The organism is Mesorhizobium sp. M0030 (assembly GCF_040323695.1).
GTDB lineage: Bacteria > Pseudomonadota > Alphaproteobacteria > Rhizobiales > Rhizobiaceae > Mesorhizobium.
Window position 1 is genome coordinate 380,017 of record NZ_JAMYVE010000004.1, and the last position, 17,349, is coordinate 397,365.

Sequence of the window (17,349 nt, forward strand, 5' to 3'; positions counted from 1 at the left end):
TCGCGCGTATCTCCACACAAGGATGGTAGATAACGCTCTAGCGATTGCAAGGAACCATTCGAGGCTACTTCCGCTTCAAGGCATCGGCCAGTGCTGCGCCAAACGCGCCTTGCTGTGCCGGTCGTTCCGGCTGACGCTGCGGCATCGGCGAAGGTTGCGCCGGCTTGCCGCCGCCATTGTCGCGCGGCCCCTTCGGCGTCCCGCCCTCGCCGCCGTCCTTGCGCATGGACAGCGCGATGCGCTTGCGCTTGATGTCGACATCGACGACCCGCACCTTCACCACGTCGCCGGCCTTCACCACCTCATGCGCGTCCTTGATGAAACGATCGGCCAGTTGCGAGACATGCACCAGCCCGTCCTGGTGCACGCCGATATCGACGAAGGCGCCGAAGGCAGCGACATTGGTGACGGTGCCTTCCAGAAGCATGCCGGGCTTCAGATCCTTGATGTCGTCGATGCCATCGGCAAAGGTTGCGGTCTTGAAGCCGGGGCGCGGGTCGCGGCCGGGCTTTTCCAGCTCGGCAATGATGTCGCGCACCGTCGGCAGGCCGAACCGTTCGTCGACGAAGACGCGCGGATCGAGCGCCTTGAGCGCGGCACTGTCTCCCATCAGCGAGCGCACATCGCGACCGCAGGCGGCGACGATCTTCTTGGCCACGCCATAGGCTTCCGGATGGACCGACGAGGCGTCGAGCGGCTCGCTGCCATTGGCAATGCGCAGGAAGCCTGCGGACTGTTCGAACGCGCGCGGTCCGAGCCGCGCTACCTTGAGCAGCTCCTTGCGGCTGGCGAACGGCCCGGTCGCATCGCGATGCGCGACAATGGCGTCGGCAAGCGAAGCGCCTAGGCCTGACACGCGGGCCAAGAGCGGCGCCGAGGCGGTGTTGAGATCGACACCGACGGCATTGACCGCGTCCTCCACCACCGCTTCCAGCGAACGGCCGAGCCGATACTGGTCGACGTCATGCTGGTACTGGCCGACGCCGATCGATTTCGGTTCGATCTTGACCAGTTCGGCGAGCGGATCCTGCAGCCGCCTGGCTATGGACACCGCACCGCGCAGCGACACGTCGAGCCCGGGAAACTCAGCCGCCGCTGTCGCCGAGGCCGAATAGACCGAGGCGCCGGCCTCGCTGACGATCACCTTGAGCGGCTTTGGCCTACCATCCGAAGGCATGTCGGACAGCATGTCGGCGACCAGCTTTTCAGTCTCGCGGCTGCCGGTGCCGTTGCCGATCGAGATCAGCTCGACCTTATGCTGGCGGATGAGTGCTGCGAGCTGGGCCTGTGTGCCGCGCACATCGTTCCGCGGCGGAAATGGATAGACGGTCGTCGTCGTCAGCACCTTGCCGGTGCCATCTACCACCGCGACCTTGACGCCGGTGCGGATGCCGGGATCGAGCCCCATGGTCGGCCGCGAGCCGGCGGGTGCCGCCAGAAGCAAATCCTTGAGGTTGCGTGCAAAGACATGGATCGCCTCTTCCTCCGCCCGCTCGCGCAGGTCGCGCATCAAATCGAGCGTCAGGTGCAGCGAAAGCTTGATCCGCCAGGTCCAGCCGGCGACTTCCATCAGCCAGCGGTCGCCCGGCAGGCTGCCGCCGATGGCGTAGGCATTGGCGATCATCCGCTCGACCGGCTTCACCGGCGAGGCATCGTCGGCATCGACCTCGATGTCTAGCGACAACACCTCTTCGTTGCGGCCGCGCAGCATGGCCAGCGCGCGGTGGCTCGGAACATTTGCCCAACGCTCGACATGCTCGAAATAGTCGGAGAATTTCGCCCCGGCCTCCTGCTTACCGTCGACGACACGGGCACGCATGAAAGCGCGCTCCTTCATGTAGGTGCGAAGCTTGCCGACCAGATCGGCATTTTCCGCGAACTGTTCCGACAGGATGTCGCGTGCGCCTTCCAGTGCGGCCTTGGCGTCGGTCACATCCTCGGTCACATAAGCCAGCGCCGCCTCGGCGGGCACCAACGACCGGTTGGCCAAAATAGCCTCCGCCAATGGCGCCAGCCCGCGCTCCCGGGCGATCTCGGCCTTGGTGCGCCGCTTGGGCTTGTAGGGCAGGTAGATGTCTTCCAGTTCAGCCTTGGTGGCGGCAGCCACAATTTTGGCCTCAAGTTCTTCGGTCAGCTTGCCCTGCTCGCGGATCGAACTGAGAATGGTATCGCGGCGCGCATCGAGTTCGCGCAGATAGGCCAATCGCTCGGCAAGGTCGCGCAATTGGGTGTCGTCGAGCCCGCCGGTGACCTCCTTGCGGTAGCGCGCCACGAACGGCACCGTCGCGCCCTCATCGAGCAGCCCTATAGCTGCTGATGCCTGCTCCGGCCGCGCCCCGATCTCTGCCGCGATGATGGATGCGATGCGTTTGCTGTCTGCTGCCATGCTGGTCCCTGTCGCAAAGAGCGGCGACCATAGGCGCTGATGTCCGTCACGCCAACCGCAGTGTTCTCAAGCGTCAAAGAGGTCCACAGGAAAGCGCCTTGCTTTGGCTCGTCCTCAGACCATCCCGCTCAGCGCCTCGAAAAAGGCAACGATCTCGCGTTCGAGCGGATAATCTTCAGGCACCGGCTGCGACCCCATTTTTGCAATCACCACTTCCGTCTTCGGGTTGACGTAGAGCCATTGGCCGTGGATGCCGATGCCGCAGAAGGCGCCGTTTGCCGCCCCCGTCTGGTACCATTTGTTACGGTAACGGCCCTTCGGGAACAGATGCACCATTGTGCCGCGCTGCCAGGCCTCCGCGCTGCCGCCGGCAACGGTCGTATCGCGCACCCAGCCTTCCGGCACGATGCCGCGGCCATTGGCCGTGCCGCCCTGCCGCATCATCTCGCCGATACGCGCCAGGTCGCGCGGCGTCACCGAAATGCCGCCGGCGGTGCGCGCCGTACCTTCCATGTCGACGCCGATCGAAGCCTCGCTGACTGCACCCAGCGGTAGCCACAGTTTCTCGCGCATCAGGTCCGGGAAGCGCTGGCCGGAAGCTCGTTCGAGCAGCAGGCCGAGCAGATCGGAATTGGGCGAACGGTAGCGGAAGGTTTTGCCGTGCGGTTCTTCGAGCCGCTGCAAGGTCAGAATGAATTCGCGCAAGCTTTCAGTGCCGCCGCCCGGATTCCACAGCGTCGCGCGGCGGTAACGGGCAAAGGCGCTTTCGGGATCGAGATAGGCCTCCTCGAAATCGAGGCTGACGCTCATATCGAGCACATGCCGGCAGCTTGCATCGGCATAGGCCGAGCCGGCGGCTTCCGGAATGTACTGGGTCACCGGCGCTTCCGGGTCGAACACGCCCTCGCCTTCCAGTATTCCGGCGATGATCGCGGTGACCGATTTGCTGATCGAAAAGATGATGTGACGGGCACCGAAATCCATATTGGGCGCGAACCAGTCGCCGATGACCTTGCCAGCCTTCATCACCGTCAGCGCGTCGCTGCTCGAACGTGTGAGGAATTCGGCCACCGTCTCCGGCGCGCCGGCGACGGGGACGTTTTCGCCGAGCAGGCCGCTCAGGTCCCGCACCGGTGCCTCGACGCTTCCCGGCGTCGCCGCCACGGGGGCGGTAGGCACCAGCTCGCCAAGGTTCTGGAACGACCAGCGGTTGAACGGGCTTTCGCGCCAGTTGGAGAGCAGCACCTCATTGCGGGCGAAGCCGTAGCGGGTCTCGAACGCGGTCTTGCCGGTCATGAACGTTTCCTCAGAGGGTGATTTGTTGTGGGTCAACCAAGCGCCATGGCGATGGTGTGCACCGCCTTCAGCGTTGCCACCGAATAGGCGACATTGCTGAAATCCGGATAGGTCGAAAGCTTGACCACGACCATGCCGGTGTCCCAGTCGATATGGATCATCTGCCCGAACACGCCCCGGCACATCAGCGCGCGTGAGCGCGGGTTTTCGATCCAGAACTGGTTGCGATAGCTGCCTTCGGGCAGGCTCGGATTGAAGTCCGGCCCATGCCTGCCGTTGCGCGTCGCCTCGATCCAGTCGGCCGGCACGATGCCGCGGCCCTTGTCGAGGATCAGCTGGCCGAAGCGGGCGTAATCGCGCAGCGTCGCGTTGAAGCCGCCATCGGCCAGCGCATAGCCGGCGCTGTCGACCGTGAAGCAAGCGCTTTCGTCGGCGCCGAGCTTTTGCCACAGCTCCTCGGACACCAGCTGCGCCAGCCGTTTACCGGTGACCCGCTCCATGATGAAGGCAAGCACGTCGGTCTCGATCGAGCGGTACTCGAACGCGACGCCATGCGGCCGCACCTTGTCCTTCAGCTGCTGGATCAACTCGAACAGATGCGGCGGCCATTGGAAATCCGGATCGCTGTCCGGCGGCACCGGCTTCCAGCCCGTGGCGACATCAACCTGGCCGATGTCGGAGTAACGGTCGGTGTATTCCTCGGAAAACCGCACGCCGGTGGTCATATCCAGCACATGCTGCACGCTGGCGCCGTCCCAGCCGGTCGCGCCGAGCTCCGGCAGATAGGCGGTCACCGGTTTGGCCGGGTCGATCAAGCCGCGCCCAACCAGAATACCGAACACGGTGCCTGTTACCGACTTCGCCATCGACTGCGACAGATGCAGCGTGCGCTCGGCCATGCCGTTGAAATAGCGCTCATAGGCGACCTTGCCGTCTTTGAGCACCAGGAAGCCGTCCGTGTAGGTCTCGTCGAGCAGGCCAACGAGCGTCGTCGGACGGCCCTTGCTGTCTTCCACCGGCAGCGCGTCGAGATCGGTCTCTGCGCGCTCAAGACGATGGCGATGGCCATTGCCGCGCCAGACCTCGATGGTCGGCAGGAATTCGCGGATGTGTTGGAAGGCCCAGCGATTCCATGGCGGCCGGTCCCAGTCGAGCTTCGGCAGCACCATTTGAGGCGGCGAGCCCTGCATGATCGACGGCCGCGGATCGCTGTTGCGATAGGAGTCCATGAAAGCCATTCCGGAAAAGAAAAGACCCGGCGGCGCATGCCGCCGGGTCTGTCAGACTGCGGTTATTTCTGCAGTTCGGTCCAGATCTTGGTGTAGATGTCCTGGATCTCAGGCGCGCACATCTTCTGGAATTCGCCTTGTGCCTTCGCAGCCTCCGGAATGACGACTTCCGGGGCATCCTTCATATCGGCCGGCATGTACTTGTCCGAGCCGGTAATGGCGTTTGCGTAGCGATGGAAGGCCGAGAGGCCGGCCGCGTTTTCCGGATCCATGATGAAGTTCTGGAACAGCTTGGCGTTCTCGACATTTTTGGCTTCCTTGAGAACGACGACGTTATCGCTCCACAGGCCGTAGCCTTCCTTCGGATAATTGTAATGGATGGCCGGATTGGCCAGCCGCTGACGCAGCGCCGAACCGTTCCAGTCGCTGGTCGCCTTGAAGTCGCCGGCGCCCATCTTTTCGATGGTGTTGTATTCCATGGCGATCCAGTTCGGCTTGGCCGCGACAAGCGTGTCGCGCACCTTCTTCAGCACCGTCTTGTCGTCGGTGCACTGCTGGCCGCCGACATATTTGATCGCCGCGAAGATAACGTCATTCATCTCGGGAACGACATTGGTCTTGCCCTTCAGCTCGTCCGGCGTGTTGAAGATGATGCCCCAGCTGTCGGCTGGTCCCTTGTAGGCATCGGTGTTGACGACGACGCCGACGGTGCCCAGCGCCCACGGCACGGAATATTTGCGGCCGGGGTCGAAGTCTGGATTGGCCCATTCCGGCGCCACGTTCTTGAAGTTCTCCATCTTGCCCGGATCGGTCTCCTGCACGAGGCCCTCCTTGATCCAGATCGGCACGTAGGTTTGCGACGGAACGGCGATGTCGAAGCCGGTGCCGCCCTGGCGTACCTTGGCGAGCGCCGTATCGTTGGAATCGTAATCGGTGATGGTCACCTTGACGTTGTATTTGGCTTCGAACTTTTTGATCACGTCGGGGCTGGTATAGTTGCCCCAATTGTAGATGTTCAGCTCGCCATCGGCGCTGGCCAGGCTCGTCGTTGCGAGCAGCGCCAACCCCATGGCGGCTGTCGTTGTTTTCCAGTTCATGGTTTTAGCTCCCATTTGTCGGTTCAGTCTCTTTTCCTGCTGACGAAGAAAAACAACGTGACGATCGCGACCGAAAGCAGCAGGAAGGCGGTCGATATCGCGTTGATCTCAGGCGTGATGCCGCGGCGGATCTGGCCGAGCATGTAGGTGGGCAGCGTATCCTGGCCGCCCGATTTGACAAACTCGGTGATGACGACGTCATCGAGCGAGATGACGAATGCCAGCATCAGTCCGGCCAGTATGCCGGGCCACAAAAGCGGCAGCGTGATGCGGCGGAAGGTCTTCCAAGGCGTCGCGTACAGATCGGCGGCCGCGCGCTCCAGCGTCAGGTCCATGTTTTCCAGCCGCGCCCGGATCGGCAGATAGGCGAACGGGATGCAGAACGCCGTGTGCGCGGCGATCAGATATCCAATGCCGGAATAGCCGGTGAAGATCTTGATGCGCGAGAAGAAGATCAGCAGCGCCACGCCGGTGACGATCTCGGGCACCATCAGCGGCTGGTTGATCGCCGCATATTTGAAGGTGAGGCCCGGATAGGACGCGGTGCGCGTGGTGGCGAGCGCGGCCATGGTGGCAAAGATTGTCGACAGCACCGCAGCGACGGCGCCGATCTGGAACGAGCGTAGCGTCGCGTCGATAACTTGCACGTTCTGCCAAGCCGACTGGAACCAGCGCATCGAAAAGCCGCCCCATTCGGACGTCGAGTTCGCCGCGTTGAAGGCATAGGCGACCAGCACGATGATCGGCAGATAGAGCACGATAAAACAGGTCGCAGCGATCACCGTGAAGCCGGTCTGGTGCTTGATGGAAAAGTTCTTAGTCATGCCGCGCCCCCGACTTGCCGGCATTGCGCACATAGGCAAGCAGCGCCACCATGACGATGATCATCACCGTGATCGACAGCGCCGAGCCGAGCGGCCAGTTGCGGCCTTGGCCGAACTGCAATTCGATCAGGTTGGACAGCATCATATTCTTGCCGCCGCCAAGCACGCTCGGCGTCACATAGGCGCCAAGGGCTGGAATGAAGACCAGGATGGAGCCGGCAATGACGCCGGGTTTGACCAGCGGGAAAATGATCTTCCGCAATACCTTGAATCGGGTCGCGTAGAGGTCGTAGCCCGCCTCGACGAGGCGAAAATCAAGCTTCTCCATGCTGGCATAGATCGGCAGCACCATCAGCGGCAGATAGACATAGGCCATGCCGATCAGAATCGCCGTGTCGGTGAAGAGGATCTGCACCGGCGCTGAGACGATACCAAGCTTGATAAGGATGGTGTTGATGATGCCTTCGTTGCGGATGATCTGCAGCACGGCGAAGGTGCGGATCAGAAGGTTGGTCCAGAACGGAATGGTGATCAGGAACAGCCAGAGATCCCTGGTTTTCTCGCTCCGCGTCGCCATGAAATAGGCGGTTGGAAACCCCAATGCCAAAGTGGCGATCGTCGTTATCACCGCCAGCTTGATCGAGCGCCAGAAGATGGTGACATGCGCTGCCGCAAGCGAAAGCGTATCGTCGAAAATGTCGCGTTCCATGAACACCGACAGCCAGGCATCGGGCGAAAACTGCCACTTCACATCGCCATAGGGGCCAGGCGTCAGGAACGAGTAGATCAGCACGATCAGCAAGGGGCCGGTCGCGGCGAGGAAGATCACCAGCAAGGCTGGCGCTGACAGCAGCCACCGGTCGCGCACATCGCGTCGCTCCGCTGCCTTGGCGACTTGTTCCGCGGTCGCCATGATCAGTCCTTCAGCACTTGCGCGGCGTCGTTGCCGATCGTGATGCCGATCTGGCCGCCCTGCACGAAGCCGTCACCGGCGCCGCGGCTGTTCTGACGCCGCACGATGAACGGCTCCCCACCGGCAAGGCGCAGATGGAAGTGCGTGTCGGTGCCGAGATAGACGATGTTTTCGACGGTGCCGGACAGCGAAGCGCTCGGGCTGGCCGTGCCCAACTGCGCATGCTCTGGACGCACGACGATGGTGACCTTGCCGCTGGGGCTGAAGCCTTCCGGCAGCGAGGCTGGGATTTCCACACCAGACGGCAGCTTCACCGTCGCCCGGCCACCAGTGGCGCTAACCACATCCGCCTTGAGGAAGTTCGACTCGCCGATGAAGTCGGCGACGAAACGCTCGGCCGGCCGGTCGTAGATGTCGCGCGGCGAGCCGACCTGCAGGATCTTGCCCGACGACATCACCGCGATGCGATCCGACATGGTCAGCGCTTCCTCCTGGTCGTGGGTGACGAAGATGAAGGTGATGCCCGTCTCGTGCTGCAGCCGCTTCAATTCGATCTGCATTTCCTTGCGCAGCTTGTAGTCCAGGGCCGAGAGCGGTTCGTCGAGCAGGAGCACCTTGGGCTGCGGCGCCAGCGCCCGGGCGAGCGCCACGCGCTGCTGCTGGCCGCCGGAGATCTGGCTGGTGCGGCGGCCCGCCAGCACCTCCATCTTCACCAGTTTCAGCATCTCGGCGACGCGCGCCTTGATCTCGGCCTTCGGCTTGCCCAGCATTTCCAGGCCAAAGCCGATATTGTCGGCGACCGTCATATGCGGGAACAGGGCGTAGGATTGGAAGACGGTGTTGACCGGTCGCTTGAAGGGCGGCAACGGCGCGATGTCCTGGCCGTAGAGGAGGATTTCGCCGGCGGTTGGAAAGTCGAAGCCGGCAATCAGCCGCAGCAACGTGGTCTTGCCGCAGCCGGATGGTCCCAGCAGGGTAAAAAACTCATTCTCGCGGATGGATACCGAGACCGTATCGAGGGCAGCGACCTGCCCCTCACCCGACCCGAAAATTTTACTGACGTTTACGACTTCAATTGCATTCCGATCCGGTTTTTCCGGCACGATACGCCTCACTGTTGACCCCGCTCTTGCTGGCGGAGTTTTTCCCCTGTTCGATGTGACCACACGGCCGGTAGGTTGGCAAGTCCGGCATTGAATCACAGTTCAGTCGGTCATTTCGTCTTGCAAGCGGCAAGCTGTGCAAGCCGCATGCCATTGTCAGGCCTGGTAGGTGACCTTGCCACCGCAGACCGTCGTCACCGGCCGCAGCTTGTGCAGATCGGCCGGCGCCGTCTTCTCGATATCGGCCGACAAAACCACCAGGTCCGCCATGTAGCCGGGTTTCAGAACGCCTTTGCGATGCTCGGCGAATTCGGCATAGGCGCCCTCGACCGTGTAGGCGGCAATCGCTTCCTGCAGCGAGAAACTCTGGTCAGGATCGCCTTCTGCCCATGGTTTGCGCTGCACTGCCGCCTGAATGCTCAGGATCGGGTCGATCGCCGCCACCGGCCAGTCCGAGGCGAACACGACATGGGCGCCGGCGCTTTTCAGGGTGCGCCAGGCATAGCTCAGCGGCCAGCGGGCCGGCCCGATGCGTGACACCGTCGGCTCCAGCGGAAAATCCATGGCGCCGGGCGGATGCGACGGCTGCATCGAGGCGATGACGCCGAGTTCGGCAAAACGCGGCACGTCGGCTGCTGTGGTGACCTCGATGTGCTCAACCCTGTGCCGGCTGTCGCGCTTGCCATTGACCTTCTGCGCCGCCTCGTAACCGTCGAGCACCGCGCGCACCGCGCCGTCGCCGATCGAGTGCACGGCGATCTGCAGCCCGCGTTTGTCGATAGCCACGGCGAGATCGATAAATTGCTGCGGCGTGAAAAGCGGCTCGCCGACCCAGTCGGGACGGTCGGCATAAGGTTCGACCATAACAGCGGTCCAGGAATCGAGCACGCCGTCATAGAACACCTTGACCATGCCCGATGACAGCCACTCGCTGTCGTAGCGCTCGGCCATGACGGACGCCTTCTCGAGCATGTCGAGCGTCATGAAATTCTTGTAGTGGAACGGGATCTTGACGCGGCAGGGCAGGCCTTCCTCGGCCTCGATCTCGGAAAGCAATTCGAGCTGGTAGAGATTGCCGTCCATGTTCTGGATCGAGGTGATGCCGTGGCGCGCGCACCAGGCAAGTCCGCGCCGCATTATGTCACGGTCAGCGGCCCGCTCGGCGGCCGACGGCATTGGGTCCGGCTCGCCGCCGGTCGACAGCCCCAACCGCACCCGGCTTTCGCCGGCAAGGTCGAGCACCGGACCGAAGGCCTCGCCCTCGCGCAATTCGCCCGCGGCCAGGCCGTCGTCACCCATCACGATCTCGTTGCCCGGACCGAGCGTGCGTCCCTTCAGGATGCCGGCCATCTCCAACGCCTTGGTGTTGGCCCACATCGTATGGTGGTCGGGCGCCGCCATGCAGAAGGGGCGGTCGGGCAGGATGGCGTCGAGATGATGGCGTGTCACCCGCTCGTCGCCGAGCACGGTGTAGTCGACGCCCTGTCCCACAAGCATTTTCGCCTCGGGCCGCGTCGTTGCGTAGTCGCGGATGGCGCTTTGAAGCGCCTCGAAGCCATGGATACCGCCGAGTTGAAGATGCGCGAGTTCGGCCCCTCCCGAGAACAGATGCATGTGGGCTTCGATGAAACCGGGCAGGACCGAACCGCCCTTGGCGTCGATCACCTCTGTGGTCGTTCCCTTGAGTTTTTCGATGGCGGCGTGGTTGCCGATGGCGATGATGGCGCCGTCCTTGACGGCAATCGCCTCGGCGGCGGGATTGTCATCGTCCATGGTCCGCACGCGACCATTGATGACGATCAGATCAGCATTTTGACCCGCACCCGTGACAGACATCGCGACTCCGCGGTTTTGACGACTGGCTGAGACCGACAACCCTCTTGTCCGACAAGCTGCCACTCCGCTGGAGCGGCGTTATCGGACGAAAACTGATGCCAGTGCGCTCTTTCGAAATTCCCCTTGTGATCTCTCAAAACAGCGTGGATAAAAGAATGCGACTAATTATTCGCGTTTGTCAACGTGCCGAATTTCGAATGTATTGTGGACAACACACCACGCCAATGTTGAGACCGGGACCTGTGTTGAAACCGGCAGGGAACGAAGGCATCAATCCGTGAAGCGCAGTCTCAGCCGCGAAACCAGGATGGCGCTCGAACCGCGCAAGCAGCCGCGGCAGGAACGGTCGAGCAAGGTGGTCGACCGGATACTCGACGCGGCTTTGATCCTGACGCGGGAGCAGGGAACCAAGACGCCGACGACGCTCGCCATTGCCCGGCGCGCGGGCCTGTCGGTCGGTTCGGTCTACCAGTACTTTCCCAACAAGGAAGCCATTCTCCTCGACCTCGCCCGGCGCTGGCTGTCGTCGTTTCCCGAGGTGATCGCCAGGCGCATCGAGGTCACCCCACCCACCAACCGCGACGAGTTTCGGCAGGAGGTGCGCAAGCTCTTCATCGATACCTCCAGAATATATCTCGAAAACGCCACCCTGATGCCGGTGATCGAGGCGATATCCGGCAATGCCGACCTCAGGCCGATCCAGGACGAATATGACGAGCAGATCATCGCGCTTTACGCCGCGTGGCTGCAGCATGTGAACCCGGCCCTTGAGGACAAGATCGCCAGCCGACTCGGCGTGCTGATGATGGATGTCGGGCACGCCTGCCGGCTTGTGGGGTTGAAGCGGGATCGCAAGACATACGACCTCATCGAGGACGATGTGGAAAGAATGTGGCTCGCTCTGGTCACCCCCTATCTCAACCTTGACTGATTTCGCTATTTCGAGAGGAAATTCATGAAGACTGTCTATTCGCCGCTTCATGCCGACCATGCCGGCCAGATGGAACTGGTCACGTCGGCAATCGTGCCGGGTTTCGAAAAGCCGTCGCGGGCCGAGTTCATCAAGGCGCGGGTCGAGAGCGAGAAGCTGGGGCCGATCATCGGACCGGTCGAGCACGATCTCACAGCCGCCAAGCGCATCCACAAGGCCGACTATATCGACTTCCTGCCAACCGTCTGGCCGGCGTGGAAGGCCGCCGGCCTCGATGGCACGGCGATGCCCTTCACCTGGCCGACGCGCGGCCTGCGCGGCGACGTGCCACCCAAGCGCGTCGACGCCTTGCTCGGCTACTATTCCTTCGACGCCGGCGCCACCTTCGTCGAAGGCACATGGACCGCGATCAAATCGTCCTATGACGTGGCGCTGACGGCGGCGGCCTTGGTCAAGGGTGGTGAGCGGTCGGCCTTCGCGCTTTGCCGCCCGCCCGGCCATCACGCCGGTGCCGGGTTCATGGGCGGCTACTGCTACATCAACAATGCTGCGGTCGCCGCGCAATGGTTCCTCGATCAGGGCGCAAAACGCGTCTCGATCCTTGACGTCGACTATCACCACGGCAATGGCACGCAGGAGATCTTCTATGAACGGGCCGACGTGCAGGTTCTCAACCTGCATGGCGATCCCATGGTGGAGTATCCGTTCTTCCTCGGCCATGCCGGCGAACGCGGCGCTGGCGCCGGCGAAGGTTTCAACGTCAATTATCCCATGCCCTTCGGCACCAATTGGGACGCCTGGAACGCCTCGCTGGAGGATGCCTGCGTCAAGCTCGCCGCCTACGCCCCCGATATCGTCATCGTCTCGCTCGGCGTCGACACCTTCGAGAAGGATCCGATCAGCCAGTTCAAGCTGAAAAGCCCGGACTATCCGAAGATCGGCCGGCGCATCGCAAAGCTCGGCCTGCCGACGCTGTTCGTGATGGAAGGTGGCTATGCCGTCGAGGAGATCGGCATCAACGCCGTCGGCGTGCTGACCGGCTTCGAGGACAAGTAGGAAAGCAATTCCAGGATAAGTGTGAGGCGGTTTTCCGGCCGGAATTGCGCCAAGGAGATATGGGGCGGCTCCGGCCGCCCCGACCATCTAGGCGGCCGCAGCCGGGTTGGGTGCAACCACCGGAACGGCTGGCCTTCGCGACCGGCCGATGCGGTAGACAATCACCGCCGCAATCACGCCTGCCGCCAGGATGGCGAGCGCCAGCAACGGCCGGTACCAGAACCAGGCAATCGCAATCGTCACCGTGCCGACCAGGATCGCCAGAACGAAGGCGATGATGCCGGTGCCCATCCGCGCCATGCTGCCGAGGAAGGGTATGACGTCGAGGATCACCCCGATCGGGCTGAGGAACAGCGCAAAGCCTATGGTCAGCAACAGCAAGCCGGCGCCGCGCAGCAGCCAGGTGATCAGCGTGTTGGCGCTGACCGCGTCGGCGAACATCTTTTCGGCCGGGACGTTGCCGGTATCGACCATCAGCAGCGCATCGCCGGCTTGCGTCTGGTAGGGCTCGAAGCGGCTGCCGGCCTGGCGCGCGATGATGCTGATCACGCCCAGCGGCGCCAGTTCGTAGCCGATGCGATAGTCGCCCAAAGCGGGCGTCGTGTTGTCATTGCCGAGAAAAATCTTGCCATCGACGATGCTGAGCGGTTTCGTTCCGGTATAGGCAGCCTTTATCGCCGCCGACTGGTCGGCTGACAGGGAATAGTCCTTGTCACCCTCGATGCGGTCCAGCACCGGCGTATCGAGATCGAAGGCGACAAGCTTGCCCTCAGGAATCTGGAAGGTCCGGCCGTGGATTTCCATCGGCGGAGTCTGGTGGCCGTCCGGCTTCTTGAAATCGGAGGAGTCGATCTGGCTGTCGTCCCACACCTTGGAATAGCTGTAGGTGGTCACCGTCTCTTCGCCACCGCCGAGCTTCTTCGTCGTCTCCGACTTGGACTCTTCCTTCCACTGATACATCTCGACGCTGCGCGACAGCCGCAGCCCTTGCGCCGCAATGCCGAAATCCGGATCCGCCAGGCCGCTGTCCGCCGTCACCAGTCCGCTGACATGAACCAGCTTGCCGTCATTGGCGGTATCGACGCTGTCGGCGCCGACCGAAACCACCGCTCCAGAACCTTCGGCCAGCGAGCGCGCCGTCTGCACGGCGCGGCCTTCGTTCCAGAACAGCCCGATCACCATCAGCACGATCAGGATAAGGCCGAAGATGACCCCGCCGACCGCGCGCTTGATCCGCCCGAACCACGAGACGGATGTGACTTCCCGAAATGAATCGCTCATCGTTTCCCCGAAACAAAGTTGCCCAAGATTTAAACGCGGCCGGCGGCCGCCTCGTATCGATCAGTCGGCGTGGATCTGCGCGCCGCAATCCCTGTCGCCGGCGCAGGCGTGCACCGCGCGTGTCGTGCCGCCATCGCCAACCCGCCACGGCGAGGCAGACAGCGGCGCCTGGCGATTGCCCCCGAGAAGATCGAGCGCCCGCATCGCCGTGTCTTCGCCAGCCTCGTCACGCTTGACGATCTCGACGTCCTTGAGGCCGATCGCGGCAAGCTGCGGCATCACCACATCGGGGTCGCCCGCCACCACGATCAGCGACGGATCGAGCGACGCCAGGGCCAGCGCCTGTTTCTGAACCGCATCGAGCGTCAGCTTTGTGCGCGCCGCCATGCGGGTTTGCTGGTCCTCCAGCGTCGATCCGCTGCCGACCGCGCCAATCAGCGAGGAGAACAGACCAGCCGACGTCTCGGCCGATCCAGCCAGCGCCCGGCGATAGACGGTCACCGTGCGGTCGACCTCGTCCTGCGCTACCGGCAAGGTTGTCAGGCCGGCAAATCCTTTCAGGATTTCGGTAATCGCCGGCCCGGTGTTGGCGCGCTCGACGGTGGTTGCCACGACCAATCCCGAGCCGGCCTTCATCGGGCTCATCAGATAGCTCGACACGCCATAGGAGTAGCCCTTCTCCTCGCGGATCACCGAATTCAGCCGGCTGGAGAAATCGGCGCCAAGCAGGTTGGAGACCGCGGTCGATTCAGCGCGCTCGCTCTCGTCGGTGCCGGGCGCCGGCCGCGCCACGAACAGCGCCGACTGGCTGGCGCCGGGTTCGGGCACCAGCAGCACTTTCTGTCCCCCGTTGAAATGCGCCGCCGGCGACGGCTCGACGGCATAGCCGGCGGTGTCGCTTGTCCACGCGCCAAATGCTTTTTCAAGGCTGGCGGCGACGGTCGCGACCGGCATCGGGCCGACGCTGTAGAAGGTCACCGCCTTCGGCGTGAACTCCGCCTTGAATGCGTCCCTCGCCTCGTCGAGCGAGATCGAGGCCAGCGCCTTTGCCGACCAGTCCACCGCTGCCTTGCCCGGCACCTGCGGGATCAGCGTCGCCTTTGCCATGCGGCCGGCAACGCCGGGCAGATCCGCCTCGCGGCCGTTTAGCCAGTCGACCGTCTGCGCCATCAGCACCGTCCATTCGGTCTTGTCGAAACGAGGCTTCAGTACCGCGTCGGCGAGCAGCCCAATACCCTGGTCGAGCTTTTCCGGCGGCACGCCAAGCGTCATCATCGTGGCCAGCGTTCCGGCCTGGTGGCTGACGCCGGCGCCGATGTCGCTGGCCGCCTTGGCAAAATCAGCCGAGCCGCGATCGGCGGCCCCGCGTGTCGCCATGCTTGCTGCAAGCTCCAGCAATCCCTCCTTGCCTTCCGGCACGCTGTTCCAGCCGCCGGCGGCACTGGCCGCGACATAGACCATCGGCGCTTCCGGCATTGTGTAGTGGACGAGTTTGATGCCATTCGAGAGCGTCGCCGTTTCCATGGCGGGCAGTGTTGCCGAAGGCGCTTGCCCGGCCGCATGCTTCGGAATGTCGATCGCCGCTCGCTCCGGCGCGGTGAACGGCTGCGGTGTGCCGGACGAGCCGATCAGTGCATCGGGATAGCCGCCACGCGGGCCGGGCTTCAGCACCAGCACGCTGGCGTCTTCCGGTTTCAACAGCCGCTTCATCGTGGCCTCGACATCCGCCACGCTGGCGTCCTTCACCCGCGGGTCGTCGACCAGCGCGCTCTGCGCATCGCCGAGCACGTCGGCATTGTAGGAGACGACGCCGGCGCGATCCTTCAGTGCTTCGCTGCCGAGCCGCGCTGCCTGCAAGATGCCCGTGCGCGCACGCTCGACATCGACCGGATCGAGCGGGGTCTTCAGGAAATCCGCGAACGCCGTTTTCATCGCGCTTTCCAGCGCTTCCGGCGCCACACCTTCGGCGGCACCCGCCTCGAAGGTAAAGCGGCCACCGAGCAGACCGCCGGTCCAGCTCGCGCTGGCATAGGTGGCAATGCCCAACTGCGAAACCAGCCGGTTGCGCAAAAATCCATATTCGCCGTTGCCGAGCAGTTCGGCGGCAATGCTGAGCGCACCATTGTCGGGCGACTGCGCCACCGGGCCACTGAAGCCGACCACAACGATGGGGCTTGGCACGCGATCCTCGAGCACCAGCTTGAGCCGGGCCTGCGTCGGTTCCGGCACGGCGGGCCGCGCCACATCGGCGCCGCGCGCCACGCGGCCGAACGTGTCGGCAATCAGCGCCTTGGTGTCGTCGATCTCCAAGTCGCCGACCAGCACCAACACCGCATTGTTGGGCAGATAGTAGCTGTTGAAGAAACCCCTGACATCGTCGAGCGTCGCCGCATCGAGATCGGCGACCGAGCCGATGACCATGCGGCTATAGGGATGCGGCTTCGGGAACAGGCCGGACCAGAAAGCTTCCCAGCCGGATGCGCCGGCCTTGTCGAGCACGTTCTGGCGCATCTCGTTCTTGACCACCGAGCGCTGCAGATCGAGCTTGGCCTGAGTCACCGAGCGGCCGAGATTGGCCATGCGGTCTGCCTCAAGCGACAAGATCATCGGCAGTGACGACGACAGCCCGTCGACATAATAAACCGTGCCGTCCTCGGTGGTCCAGGCATTGATCTCGTTGCCGAGCGCGGCGTGCGCGCCGAACACGTTCGGCCAGGCCGGCGTGCCGGAAAACATCAGATGTTCGAACAGATGCGCAAAGCCCGAGCGTCCCGCGGGTTCATTCATCGACCCGACGCGGTAGCGCAGGTTCATCACCACCTTCGGCACGCGATGGTCGGGCACCAGCACCACCTGCAGCCCGTTGTCGAGCGCATAGGTAACGGTCGGCTCAGCCTTGGCGGGCGCTGCCATGCCGGCAAGAACCGCAAGCACCACCGTGAACGCCAGGAAAACCTGCTTCATCATGACCCCCGATGCTGATGGCCGCGAGCAAGCGCCGCCAAATCCGCCGTATGACCGAAGGGATGCCCACCCCTCCCGGCTGCCGAGACCCTATCGGAATCGATCGGCCCTCGATACGGCAGTATCGCAACACCCTCTGGCTTTTTCGTGTCGGCGTTTCAGGCCTTTTGCGGCGGAAAAGGCCGCGAAAGCCGCCCCTGAGTCGCTTGAGTCCAATAATATTGATTTTGTCAAATCGCGTTTGATGTCGGATTCATCTGCGGGTAGATTAGACCCGAATCAGCCGGTCCTTGGGGGGCGCGGCGACCACCCAAAGTCTCAAGTTCCGGCCAATGACCGGCACCAGACGCGGACGGCTTCGCGTTCCCTGAATGGATTCGGCGATCAGCGCGACCGCCGCGCCGTGTGAGTGCTTCGTAAACGTGATGCGTCT

Annotated in this window: 12 protein-coding genes; 2 read left to right on the forward strand and 10 right to left on the reverse strand. The window is 63.3% G+C overall.

Going from position 1 to position 17,349, the window contains the following annotated elements; translation table 11 throughout:
- Positions 1 to 64: 64 nt before the first annotated feature.
- The 8 genes from NKJ80_RS11905 to NKJ80_RS11940 form a co-directional block, all read right to left on the reverse strand.
- The gene (locus NKJ80_RS11905) at positions 65 to 2,386 is read right to left on the reverse strand and encodes a Tex family protein (RefSeq protein ID WP_023744238.1); all 2,322 of its coding nucleotides are present in this window, start codon (positions 2,384 to 2,386) and stop codon (positions 65 to 67) included.
- A gap of 114 nt (positions 2,387 to 2,500) precedes the next feature.
- Positions 2,501 to 3,682 carry a serine hydrolase domain-containing protein gene (locus NKJ80_RS11910; protein ID WP_023744237.1) on the reverse strand — a complete coding sequence of 394 codons (1,182 nt, stop codon included), beginning with the start codon at positions 3,680 to 3,682 and terminating at the stop codon, positions 2,501 to 2,503.
- 32 nt (positions 3,683 to 3,714) lie between these two features.
- Entirely contained in the window at positions 3,715 to 4,911 is a 1,197-nt protein-coding gene (locus NKJ80_RS11915) for a serine hydrolase domain-containing protein (protein WP_023831527.1), read from the reverse strand.
- A gap of 62 nt (positions 4,912 to 4,973) precedes the next feature.
- Complete coding sequence (locus NKJ80_RS11920; RefSeq protein WP_023683465.1) at positions 4,974 to 6,008, reverse strand: ABC transporter substrate-binding protein; 1,035 nt, start codon at positions 6,006 to 6,008, stop codon at positions 4,974 to 4,976.
- A gap of 23 nt (positions 6,009 to 6,031) precedes the next feature.
- Positions 6,032 to 6,832 carry an ABC transporter permease gene (locus NKJ80_RS11925; protein ID WP_023820688.1) on the reverse strand — a complete coding sequence of 267 codons (801 nt, stop codon included), beginning with the start codon at positions 6,830 to 6,832 and terminating at the stop codon, positions 6,032 to 6,034.
- A complete protein-coding gene (locus NKJ80_RS11930) occupies positions 6,825 to 7,745 on the reverse strand; it encodes an ABC transporter permease (RefSeq protein WP_023714006.1) in 921 nt (306 codons plus the stop codon). The genes NKJ80_RS11925 and NKJ80_RS11930 overlap by 8 nt, the downstream gene beginning before the upstream one ends.
- Before the next feature lie 2 nt (positions 7,746 to 7,747).
- Positions 7,748 to 8,848 carry an ABC transporter ATP-binding protein gene (locus NKJ80_RS11935; protein WP_023820686.1) on the reverse strand — a complete coding sequence of 367 codons (1,101 nt, stop codon included), beginning with the start codon at positions 8,846 to 8,848 and terminating at the stop codon, positions 7,748 to 7,750.
- 156 nt (positions 8,849 to 9,004) lie between these two features.
- Entirely contained in the window at positions 9,005 to 10,684 is a 1,680-nt protein-coding gene (locus NKJ80_RS11940) for an amidohydrolase (protein WP_352497614.1), read from the reverse strand.
- A 277-nt stretch (positions 10,685 to 10,961) separates the two neighbouring features.
- Between NKJ80_RS11940 and NKJ80_RS11945 the strand changes: the two genes are divergently transcribed.
- Both NKJ80_RS11945 and NKJ80_RS11950 read left to right on the forward strand, forming a co-directional pair.
- Positions 10,962 to 11,615, forward strand: coding sequence for a TetR/AcrR family transcriptional regulator (locus NKJ80_RS11945; protein ID WP_023686329.1), 654 nt, complete (start codon positions 10,962 to 10,964; stop codon positions 11,613 to 11,615).
- A 24-nt stretch (positions 11,616 to 11,639) separates the two neighbouring features.
- Positions 11,640 to 12,671 (forward strand): histone deacetylase family protein, encoded by a 1,032-nt coding sequence (locus NKJ80_RS11950; RefSeq protein WP_352497615.1) that lies wholly within the window; start codon positions 11,640 to 11,642, stop codon positions 12,669 to 12,671.
- An 87-nt stretch (positions 12,672 to 12,758) separates the two neighbouring features.
- On the opposite strand, the gene NKJ80_RS11955 is transcribed toward NKJ80_RS11950, so the two are convergent.
- Positions 12,759 to 13,952 (reverse strand): TMEM43 family protein, encoded by a 1,194-nt coding sequence (locus NKJ80_RS11955; RefSeq protein ID WP_023825398.1) that lies wholly within the window; start codon positions 13,950 to 13,952, stop codon positions 12,759 to 12,761.
- A 60-nt stretch (positions 13,953 to 14,012) separates the two neighbouring features.
- Positions 14,013 to 16,919, reverse strand: coding sequence for a M16 family metallopeptidase (locus NKJ80_RS11960; RefSeq protein ID WP_352497616.1), 2,907 nt, complete (start codon positions 16,917 to 16,919; stop codon positions 14,013 to 14,015).
- Positions 16,920 to 17,349: the final 430 nt, after the last annotated feature.

What these genes read in the sequence shown, in the direction of transcription:
- NKJ80_RS11915 (WP_023831527.1), bottom strand. Translation starts at nt 4,911, where the DNA reads ATGGACTCCTATCGCAACAGCGATCCGCGGCCGTCGATCATGCAGGGC.
- NKJ80_RS11910 (WP_023744237.1), bottom strand. Translation starts at nt 3,682, where the DNA reads ATGACCGGCAAGACCGCGTTCGAGACCCGCTACGGCTTCGCCCGCAAT.
- NKJ80_RS11955 (WP_023825398.1), bottom strand. Translation starts at nt 13,952, where the DNA reads ATGAGCGATTCATTTCGGGAAGTCACATCCGTCTCGTGGTTCGGGCGG.
- NKJ80_RS11925 (WP_023820688.1), bottom strand. Translation starts at nt 6,832, where the DNA reads ATGACTAAGAACTTTTCCATCAAGCACCAGACCGGCTTCACGGTGATC.
- NKJ80_RS11960 (WP_352497616.1), bottom strand. Translation starts at nt 16,919, where the DNA reads ATGATGAAGCAGGTTTTCCTGGCGTTCACGGTGGTGCTTGCGGTTCTT.
- NKJ80_RS11930 (WP_023714006.1), bottom strand. Translation starts at nt 7,745, where the DNA reads ATGGCGACCGCGGAACAAGTCGCCAAGGCAGCGGAGCGACGCGATGTG.
- NKJ80_RS11950 (WP_352497615.1), top strand. Translation starts at nt 11,640, where the DNA reads ATGAAGACTGTCTATTCGCCGCTTCATGCCGACCATGCCGGCCAGATG.
- NKJ80_RS11920 (WP_023683465.1), bottom strand. Translation starts at nt 6,008, where the DNA reads ATGAACTGGAAAACAACGACAGCCGCCATGGGGTTGGCGCTGCTCGCA.
- NKJ80_RS11940 (WP_352497614.1), bottom strand. Translation starts at nt 10,684, where the DNA reads ATGTCTGTCACGGGTGCGGGTCAAAATGCTGATCTGATCGTCATCAAT.
- NKJ80_RS11905 (WP_023744238.1), bottom strand. Translation starts at nt 2,386, where the DNA reads ATGGCAGCAGACAGCAAACGCATCGCATCCATCATCGCGGCAGAGATC.